Here is a 10,144-nt window from a genome sequence, read left to right as displayed (position 1 = left end):
GGCCCGATCGCCCGGCTTCTGTGGCCAGCGAACGGCCGGGAGGCTGGCTTGACCTGCTCGGTCCGGGAGCTTCAGTAGTTGCTTTCATATGGCGCTTCACGTAGGCCAGAAACGTGTCGTAACCACACTCGATACGCTTTTGCTCGACCATGTGCGCCCAGATCGTCTTCACCGGCCAGCCCTCCCCCAGCGCTTCCCTCACGTCGTTTTTGACGGCCATGAACGCGACGCGATTTCTGTCGCGTCTGGCTGAATGGCGCGTTTGCGCGACCCATTCGGTCAGTTGCTTGGTATAGGACTTGTCCATCGCGCTGGTCCGTCTCGACGTCCTGGTTCTCGTCACTGATCATGGTCGCGCCGCCTGTCCGCCGGCCTGAAACCAGTATAGGAGAGCCGCGTATGGTTTCGATATAAACGGTGTGTCTTATTGATCCAGTCGAGGTTTGACCGAAAGTCCGATAGGTATCCTGCCTTGGCGTAATCGACTCGCAGAGTCGGGCAGGATAGGTGAAGTAGGCCCACCCGCGTAGCGTGTGTTCCCCCTTCACTCCCCTTGTTCGCACTTCGTGCTCAACGAGAATCCTGCTCTGCGAGGCCAGCCGGCTGCCGCCGGCAAATTCGGAGGTGGACAATGAATGAAAAGTGCACACGCAAGGGCACGCCGCCGGTCAAGGTGTACTGTCTGCCGCATGAGCGCGCGCAGCTGCAGGCGGACGCACGCGCTGCCCGAAAGTCCTTGTCCACCTACATGCTGAACGTCTGCCTTGGCTACCAGGTGAGGAGCATGACGGATGGCCGGCTTATCGAAGAGCTTCTCCGTGTTAATGCCGACTTGGGACGACTCGGCGGACTGCAGAAGCTTTGGCTGACCAACGACGAACGAACCGCTGCGTTCGGTGTCTCGACGATCCGCGCCCTGCTGGCGAAGATCGAAGCGACGCAGACTGAAGTGCTGGCTGTGGTCCGCGAGGTGCTTATGTCGCGCGCCGACCGCGACCGATTTTAGCGGCTAAAGTGGAGGCGCTAAGTCATGATCGCCAAGCACATCGCGATGAATGCTGCGACCAAAAGCAGCTTCTCCAGACTGGTACGCTACCTGACAGATTCGCAGGGCAAGGCGGTGCGGACCGGCGCGGTTCGGATCACCAACTGCATGAACGATTCGGCCGACGTCGCTGCACTGGAGATCCTCAACACTCAGGCGATGAACACCAGGTCCACAGCCGACAAGACCTATCACCTGATCATCAGCTTCCGCGCTGGGGAGCATCCTGACCTGGCCACCCTGTCGGCGATCGAAGACCGCCTGTGCGACGGGCTTGGGTTTATCGGACATCAGCGGATCAGCGTCGTACACGACGACACCGACAACCTGCACCTGCACCTCGCCATTAATAAAATCCATCCCACGCGCTACACGATCCACGAGCCGTTCCAGGCCTATCGGATCCTGGCAAGGCTGTGCGACACGCTCGAGGTCGAGTACGGCCTGCAGATCGACAATCACACGCCAGGCAAAACTGCATCGGAAAACCGTGCTGCGGACATGGAGCACCATACGGGTATCGAAAGCCTGCTTGGCTGGGTCAAACGCGCGTGCGCGGATCGGATGCGGAGCGTGCAATCGTGGGACGAGATGCACGCCCTGCTGTTTGAGAACGGGCTGCGCCTGCACCCAGTCGGAAACGGCCTGGCGATCACCACAGCCGACGGAACGACAGTCAAGGCGAGTTCTGTGGGGCGCGAGTTTTCCAAGCCCGGGCTGGAGCAGCGTCTGGGGCCCTTTAAGGGGGCGCCCGGGCAGCAGGAAAATGCGAAGCCGGCGCGGCGATACCAGAAGACCCCGCTCGCATCGCGCGTGGACACTACCGAACTGTATGCGCGCTATCGGGAGGCGCAAGCTGCAACGGCGGACAGCCGAGCGCGCGAGTGGGAATGTGCACGCGCACGCAAGGAACGCCGTATCGACGCGGTTAAGCGCTCGGTATCGCTCAAACGGGCTGCCCTCAAGCTGGCCTCGATGCCAAGGGCAGCGAAGAAGCTGATGTACAGCGCCCTCGCCCGCGCAAGTAGCGAAGAAATCGCGGCGATTAATGCCACGTGCCGGCGCGAGCGTCAGGCGATTGATCAGCAGCACCCGCGCTATCAGTGGGCGGATTGGCTGCGCCACGAGGCGGCGAAAGGTGACATCGAGGCGCTGGCGGCACTGCGCGGCCGGAAAACGGAAAGTGGCCTGACGGGTGATGCGGTCGCCGGGAACGCCAAGGTCTCACCCTCTGTTCGGCCGAGTGGTTGCGATAGCGTCACCCGCAAGGGGACGATCATTTATCACGCTGGCGGCGGCGCCATCCGGGACGACGGTAACCGGCTCAATGTGTCGCTTGGTGCCGACCAGGCTGCGATTCTGACCGCATTGCAAATGGCTGTCGAGCGCTATGGCGAGCGCATCGCCGTCAACGGCTCCGACGCTTTCAAGAAGCAGATTCTCAAGGCGGCGGTCGCCTCGAGGCTGCGCATCACCTTCGTCGACCCAGCACTGGAGCAGCGTCGCTTGCAACTGGTCCATGCACTCGCTGCGGGGTCAAATCTCGGTGGCGCACGTGCGGGCCAAGGGCGTGCTCGCGAAGATCAGCCCATGCAGGAGCGATCCTCGGCCCCTGACCAGAGTCTGCGCGGAAACGATACGAGTGGACGCGGAGACGGAACTGAAAGTGCGAGCGGCAAGTACGTCGCTGAGCGAGAACAAAAAAGAGTCAATGGCTTCGATATACCGAAGCACGCTCGATATACTCATTTCGACGCCGGCACCGCTTCATACGCTGGCATCCGCCAGGTGGACGACCAGGCGCTGGCACTGCTCAGACGAGGCGAACTGGTAATGGTTCTGGAAGTCGACGACGCGGCGGCGCAGCGATTGAAGCGCGTGCCGCTGGGTACAAGGGTGGAGGTGAACGCCCGGGGTGCTATCAAGGCGAAAGGACGCAGCAGATGAAAGCCGGGTTCAACAACGCAGTCGGCCCACAGGTGCGCGAGCGCAAATCGCGCGGCGGCAAGCTTCTCCCCGCCCTGGCCGTGCTGTCCCTGGTTGGCGGCCTGCAGGCGGCGACCCAGCTCTTTGCCAGCGACATGCGCTATCAGGCAGTGCTCGGCGCCCAGCTTGGCCACGATCTCTACGCGCCGTGGGCAATCATGGGGTGGGCGCTCAAATGGTACCCTTACTATCCTGACGCTTTTCTACGCGCGGGTGGGCTTGGCGTTGCGGTTGCGAGTGTCGGGCTGATTGGCGTACTCGTCTGCAAGATGGTCGCGGCGAATACGGCAAGGCCGAACGACTTCCTGCATGGTTCGGCGCGCTGGGCAGAGAGGAAGGATATCCAAGAAGCCGGCTTGCTGCCACTGCCGCCCACGTGGCATGCGCGTCTCCGCGGCCGCCGGCCTGCTGTCGGCCAGGGCGTTTATGTCGGGGCGTGGCAGGACGCCAGGGGCAAGCTGCATTACTTGCGACATGACGGACCCGAACATGTGCTGACCTGCGCGCCCACCCGCTCGGGCAAGGGCGTGGGGCTGGTGGTGCCGACCCTACTGTCCTGGCCCGACAGCGCCGTCATCACCGACCTGAAAGGCGAGTTGTGGGCCATGACAGCGGGATGGCGCCAAGCGCATGCGAAAAACAAGGTGCTGCGCTTCGAGCCGGCCAATCCCGACTGCGATGTCCATATCAATCCGATGGAAGAAATCCGGTTCGGGACTGCGTACGAGGTCGGCGATGTCCAGAACCTTGCCACGCTGATTGTCGATCCCGACGGGCGAGGTCTGGAAACCCATTGGCAGAAGACCAGCCAGGCCCTGCTGGTCGGGGTGATTCTGCATGCGCTGTACAAGAACAGGAGCGAGGGTACACCGGCCAACCTGGCCCATGTGGACTTCCTGCTGGCCGATCCAGACCGCAGTGTGGCGGAGCTGTGGATGGAGATGGCGACCTACCAGCACGTCGACGGAAAGGCGCATCCCGTGGTGGACGCTGCTGCGCGCGACATGATGGACCGCCCCGAGGAGGAGGCAGGTTCGGTCCTGTCGACCGCGAAATCCTATCTCTCCCTATGGCGTGATCCGGTCATCGCGCGTAACACCAGCCGGTCGACGTTCTCGATTGCCAAAGACCTGACCAACCACGACAGTCCGGTCAGCCTGTACATCGTGACCCAGCCGGATGACAAGACACGCTTGCGTCCCCTGGTGCGGATTGTGCTGAACCTGGTCGTAAGGCTCCTCGCCAACAAGATGGAGTACGAGCGCTCCGTGGTGGACGTTCCGCCCTGGCGCCGTGCGTTGATCAGGATCGGATTGTCCCGGGCGGTGCACGCCCGTGTACGCGCGAAACGCAAGTACAAGCACCGGCTGCTGGGCATGATCGATGAGTTCCCCAGTCTCGGCAAACTCGAAATCCTGCAGGAATCGCTCGCATTCGTCGCCACCTACGGGATCAAGTTCTATCTCATCTGCCAGGACCTGACGCAGCTTCGAAGCCGCGACACCGGATACGGTCCGGACGAGACCATTACCTCCAACTGCCACGTCCAGAACGCCTATCCTCCGAACCGGCTGGAAACGGCGGAGCATCTGTCGAAGCTAACCGGCATCACCACCGTCGTCAAGGAGCAGATCACGACCAGCGGCCGGCGCACCAGTGCACTGCTCGGCCAGGTATCACGCACCTACCAGGAGACGCAGCGGCCCCTGCTGACGCCGGACGAATGCCTGCGCATGCCCGGGCCCAGGAAGGAAGGCGACCTGATCGTGGAGGCGGGTGACATGATCATATCGGTCAGCGGTTTCCCCGCCATTTATGGCAGGCAGCCGCTGTTCTTCCAGGACGAGATTTTCAGCGCCCGTGCCGCGATTCCGGAGCCGGCGTGCAGCGACCAGCTGCGGCCTGCGGCAGGCGCCTCCGACGCTCCGTGGATTTCGCTATGAGCATTGGATCGGGACAACAAACCATGCGCCAGATCGCAAGCCGTTACCTGGTGCGCACGCTGGCCGCCAGCGCCTCATTGGTGGGCGTTATCGGGGTGCTTGGCCTGGCAGGCGCCCGCGTCAACGTGAGTAAAAGTATTGCGCTGGGCGTGTACTGGACCAGCGATCGGCCGGTGCAAAAAGGAGCGTATGTGCTGCTCTGCCCTCCTTCGATCGGCATGATGGAAGAAGCACGCCGGCGCGGTTATCTGTCTGCGGGCTTCTGTCCTGGCCACTACGGCTACCTGATGAAACGCGTCCTCGCTGCCGGTGGCGATAGCGTGGCAATTAGCGGCGACGGGGTGCGCGTGAATGGCAAGCTACTGCGGCATAGCAGCCCTTTGCCAGTCGACCTGGCGGGTCGCCCGATGCCGCGATTTCAGTCCGACCGCTATGTGCTCGACGCTTCCCAGGTATTGCTGATGTCCGACGTCAGCAGCTCCTCCTTCGACGGCCGCTACTTCGGCCCGGTCAACCGCGCGCAGATCAAGACCGTCATCGTGCCGGTCCTCACATGGTAGGAGGAACCATCAAACCTCTACATCTCCACACCTGAGCTTTCCACCTAGCTGCAGCGCTCCCTTTTTTGCATGACATCGCCAGGCTCGCAAAGCCTGGCGATGGCCGGGTGCTGCCCAACGCTTTCAATTTCACGACCCTGAGGAGCATCACCATGATTGACCCAAGGATTAAAGCCATGATTGCCGCCGCCGAGGCCAGCAGCAACAGCAGTAAGGACGCAGGACTGTTGCATGACCACGAGCCGGACGGTTCCAAGCTTGCGGCGGCAAAGCTGCGCGACGCACAGCTAGATGGTTTCGAGCCTGAGTTCAGTCCCCAGGAGGCGGAAGCCGCTGGAGCCTTTGTTGAGGATGCGCTGGGTGAGGCGGATGCGCGCGAGGATGGGCCGGCCTGGCGCGGGTTCCTGGCAGCCGTCCTGTCGCCAAAAGCGTAAGCCCGCTGAACGCACTGACACATGAGGAGCGAACAGACATGGATACGAGCGAACAAAAAAAGCCTTTCCACGTGACCGTTGCAGAGAAGCTGATCGGGCAGCTGGAGCAAGGTACGGCACCCTGGCAGAAACCGTGGGAGCCCGGCGCTGACCTGCCGATGAACCCTGTCAGCGGCAAACGCTATCGGGGAATCAATGCGTTACAGCTGATGAGCGAGGGACGCAGCGATCCGCGTTGGCTGACCTACCGGCAGGCGCAAGGCATGGATGCCCAGGTGCGCGGCGGCGAGAAAGGAACCACGATTCAGTACTGGAAATTTACGGAGGAACGGCCTTTGGTGGTCGACGGCAAGCCGGTGCTGGACGGGCGGGGCAAACCGGTCACGCAGACGGTCAAGCTCGAGCGGCCGCGGGTGTTTCTTGCGACCGTATTCAACGCCGAGCAGGTCGACGGCCTGCCTCCGCTCGCAGTGCGGAAGGAGCACGCCTGGGATCCTGTGGAGCGGGCCGAGCGGATCCTGCAGGCGTCTGGTGCGGCGATCCGGCACGGTGAAAGGGACGCAGCCTATTACCGCCCGCGAACCGACACCATCCACTTGCCGGACAGGAGCCAGTTTCCGGACTCCGCCGCCTACTATGCGGTTTCATTGCACGAACTGGCGCACTGGACCGGTCATGGCAAGCGGCTCGACCGGGACCTTGCGCATCCGTTTGGCAGCGAAGCTTACGCGCGTGAAGAACTGCGTGCGGAGATCTCCAGCATGATCCTCGGGAACGAGATCGGGATCGGCCACGATCCGATGCGCCATGCGGCCTATGTCGGCAGCTGGATCAAGGCGCTGCGGGACGACCCGCTGGAAATTTTCCGCGCCGCTGCCGATGCCGAGAAGATGTGCGAGTACGTGCTCGGGCTTGAACAACAGCAGGTGCAGGAACTGTTTCCCGAAAAGGTGTCGCTGTCCGGGGAAGCCGCGCATCCCGAGGCGTTCGTCGATAACGACGGGAGCCTTCGCAACTGGTATTCAGGCGCGGCGGTACCTGGCGACTGGCTGGGCGTCGTCAACAACCAGGGCGCGTTCTGGTACATCGGTAACGATGGCGGCGAACGCTCGTTCAGCGCGCTGGCAGCAGGCACCTATACCGATGCCCAGGCCGAAGCAGCGCGTATGCAGGCTCTGGCCGTGGACATCCGCCAGTTTCTGGACGAGTCCGGAATTTCCACCGGCAATGCCCGAGGCCTTCAAGCCGAGAGTCTGGAAGCGACCATGCGCGAGCACGGCCTGACCACGGTCGGCAGCGTCACAGGAAGCATCCCATCTAAATTCCGCGAGATAGCCGAGGACCGTCTGTCATTCCTGTTCGGCCTCGAACCCGGACGAGCCGGCGAAGACGTCGCACATATCAACCGTGCCCGCGTTGCACAGGCTTTCACAGGTGAGGCGCAACGGCTGCTCGGCATCACTACTCAGGAGACGAAAATGGAAGGCAAGGATCTGGATGTGCGTTCCGAGCAGGATACGCAAGAAGCCGGTTTCTCGATGCGTGGTTTTGGCGAGGTAGAGGAAAACAGCGTACTGACTGATCGAGGCGCGGCGAGAGATTCAGTGGGCAGTTACGGTGCGGAACGCCAGCACCGCACGGAATCATGGGCGCTGAGCCACCTTGTGCAAGGAACGCTGGAACGCGCGCTCGACAAGGCAACGCTCGGGCAGCTGAACCGGGTCCAGCAGACGCTGGCCGCGATGGAGCCAATGGACGCGACTAACACGTTCTGGGACCGGCACCAGCTTCCTCAAGACGTCGAGACACTGCATCAGAAAATCAGCGATGCGAATCGGGCGGTGGCCGTGCGCCGGCTGGACGCGCAGGTGTCGGCAGCCCGACTGACGCTGGTGACCAGACAGGCCTTCGGGCGCGGAAGTGCCCCGGAGGTGACCGCCTTCGACCGCGAGGCCGAAGCAGCGCTCGGATTCACTCTGCCGGGAGGCTGGACCGGCGCAGTACGTGTCGAGGCAACCGTTACGGAGCTTGTCAATGGCCGGCCGACAGTCGTTTCGGCAGGAGCCTGCGGGCGCGCAGCCGAAGCCTGGGGAGTATATGCCGGGTGCGGCGATGGAAGCTATCGGTGGCTTGCGAATTGCCCTACCGAACAGGAAGCCGAAGGACTGGCGGCTCGCCTGGCGCGGATCGATGCGCATTCAACGCTCAATCCGTATGAGAAGGCAGCCAAGTTTGCGCGTATTCATGAAATGCAGGTGCGCCGCGACCCTCACAGCTCGGACGAAGACATACTGGCGGCGAAGGAAATCCGCAAAAGTGCCGAAACCAACATGACCATCCACGACACCGACCTGCAGCGGCGTATCGAGCAGGCGGAACGCAGCCAAGATCAACAGGCGGCAGGACAGAACACGGCACACGCAACGCCGACGCTGATCGCGGTGCCGTTCAAGGAGAAGAACGAAGCCAAAGCCCTAGGCGCCAAATGGGACAGGCAGCAGCAGTCGTGGTACGTACCTTTCGGTGTGGACCCGGCACCGTTCGCAAAGTGGCTGGAGCCTGGTGCGGTGGTCGATGGCAAGGACGCGTTGCGGCCTGCCACAGCCACGAAAACGGAAGACGGTCGTGTCTACCTGGCCGTGCCGTACAGTGAACGGGTCGAAGCGCGGGCCGCCGGCGCGCTGTGGGACAAGGCAGCCGGGTCGTGGTACGCCGGACCTCAGGGAGACGTAGGTGCGCTGGCGAAGTGGCGTCCGGAAAAGCTGGCGGCGCAACAGGATCCTGCGATGACCCCACGCGAGGAGTTTTCCGACTTCCTGAAGTCGCTCGGTTGTGTACTCAGCGGTGAGCATCCGATCATGGATGGCAAGTCGCACCGGATCAGTGTCGAGGGTGAAAAATACAGCGCGAATGCCGGGTCCGGATTCTATGTGGGGCACCTGGACGGGCATCCGGCCGGTTATGCCAAGAACAACAAGACCGGGCACGAAGAGAACTGGAAGGCAAAGGGCTACGTGCTCAACGAGGAAGATAAAGCGCGGCTGGCAGCCGAGGCGGCTGCGAAGCTGCAGCAGCGCGAAGCGGAACTGACGCGGCGCCAGGAGCAGGCGGCACAACGGGTGGCGACACAGATGGCCAAGCTAGTGCCGACCGTCCATCCGACGCCGTACATGATGGCGAAGGGGCTCGAACCGCAGCCGGGTACGTTCACCGACAAGGACGGAAAAAAGACCTATTTGCCGGCGATCGACGCGAACGGCAAGCAATGGACGATGCAATACGTCCGCGAGGACGGTAGCAAGCGCTTCGCCAAGGACAGCAGGAAGGAAGGCTGCTTCCACATCGTTGGCCAAGGGTTGGACGACCTTGCGAAGGCGCCGGTGATTGTGATCGCTGAGGGCTACGCCACTGCCGCTACACTATGCCAGACGCTGGGACACGCAACCGTATCGGCGTTCGACTCCGGCAATCTCGCGCCAGTTGCGCAGGCGCTGCACCGAAAATACCCTGACAAGCCCATCGTCGTTGCCTGTGACGATGACCGCCATCTGGAGTTGGCCCATGGAGTGAATGTGGGCCGTACCAAGGGCGAGGAAGCCGCAAGGCTGGTCGGTGGCGTAGCGTTGCTGCCGATCTTCGCACCTGGCGAGAACGCCTACCCCGCCGGGCTCGATGCGGTCACGCCCGAGCTGTTTCGTAATCACCAGCGAACTGGTGCTGCACTGAGCGAGGAACAGCTGGCCGCGCTCGATCGCATGAAGCAGTTCACCGACTTCAACGATCTCGCAAGGCGTAGCGCGCTAGGGCATGACGGCATCGACCGCCAGGTTCGACCCGCGGTCCTTAGCGCGGCCACCGGCTATGCGAAGGACGTACCGCAGGAAGTCACGCAGCCGCAGGAACAAACGCTGGTTCAGGAGGCATCGCAGGAGCAACAGCCGAAACGCCGGCGCAAGGCAGTTACGACCGCTTGATGTATCGGTCCCGCCGTCGGTGCTGGCGGTGGGGACTTCCAGAAGAGTCTGGTCCGATTGGAATGGACCGCCGTCTTCCGGCGCTTGGCAGAGATCGCCAGAAGCCGCAGAGATTCGATGTCCACTTCTACTCCATAGCGTCTCGAATGGAACGGAGTGGCCGGTCTCTGCGGAGAAAGGCTATTCTAATCTCCGCAGTTCT

Annotated in this window: 7 protein-coding genes; 6 read left to right on the top strand and 1 reads right to left on the bottom strand. The window is 62.5% G+C overall.

The window, feature by feature from the left end; genetic code table 11:
• Positions 1–307, bottom strand: a 307-nt coding sequence (locus tag ACFPN5_RS13160; protein ID WP_379783900.1) for a TraK family protein, incomplete at its 3' end; no start/stop codon positions are given.
• 324 nt (positions 308–631) lie between these two features.
• Between ACFPN5_RS13160 and traJ the strand changes: the two genes are divergently transcribed.
• The 6 genes from traJ (at position 632) to ACFPN5_RS13130 (ending at position 9,942) form a co-directional block, all read left to right on the top strand.
• A complete protein-coding gene (gene traJ, locus ACFPN5_RS13155; RefSeq protein ID WP_379783898.1) occupies positions 632–1,006 on the top strand; it encodes a conjugal transfer transcriptional regulator TraJ in 375 nt (124 codons plus the stop codon).
• Positions 1,007–1,030: 24 nt separating this feature from the next.
• Positions 1,031–2,992: a TraI/MobA(P) family conjugative relaxase gene (gene traI, locus ACFPN5_RS13150; RefSeq protein WP_379783896.1), complete on the top strand. Its 1,962-nt coding sequence runs from the start codon at positions 1,031–1,033 to the stop codon at positions 2,990–2,992.
• The gene (locus ACFPN5_RS13145; protein WP_379783894.1) at positions 2,989–4,974 is read left to right on the top strand and encodes a type IV secretory system conjugative DNA transfer family protein; all 1,986 of its coding nucleotides are present in this window, start codon (positions 2,989–2,991) and stop codon (positions 4,972–4,974) included. Before traI ends, ACFPN5_RS13145 begins: the two co-directional genes overlap by 4 nt.
• Before the next feature lie 23 nt (positions 4,975–4,997).
• Positions 4,998–5,534 (top strand): conjugative transfer signal peptidase TraF, encoded by a 537-nt coding sequence (traF, locus tag ACFPN5_RS13140; RefSeq protein ID WP_379783892.1) that lies wholly within the window; start codon positions 4,998–5,000, stop codon positions 5,532–5,534.
• Between the two features lie 152 nt (positions 5,535–5,686).
• Positions 5,687–5,968, top strand: coding sequence for a hypothetical protein (locus tag ACFPN5_RS13135; protein WP_379783890.1), 282 nt, complete (start codon positions 5,687–5,689; stop codon positions 5,966–5,968).
• A 38-nt stretch (positions 5,969–6,006) separates the two neighbouring features.
• Positions 6,007–9,942 (top strand): zincin-like metallopeptidase domain-containing protein, encoded by a 3,936-nt coding sequence (locus ACFPN5_RS13130; RefSeq protein ID WP_379783888.1) that lies wholly within the window; start codon positions 6,007–6,009, stop codon positions 9,940–9,942.
• Positions 9,943–10,144: the final 202 nt, after the last annotated feature.

The organism is Massilia niabensis (assembly GCF_042655085.1).
Classification (GTDB): domain Bacteria; phylum Pseudomonadota; class Gammaproteobacteria; order Burkholderiales; family Burkholderiaceae_D; genus Telluria; species Telluria niabensis.
The sequence above is the reverse complement of the archived record's forward strand: the minus strand, read 5'-3'. Positions and strand labels throughout refer to the sequence as shown.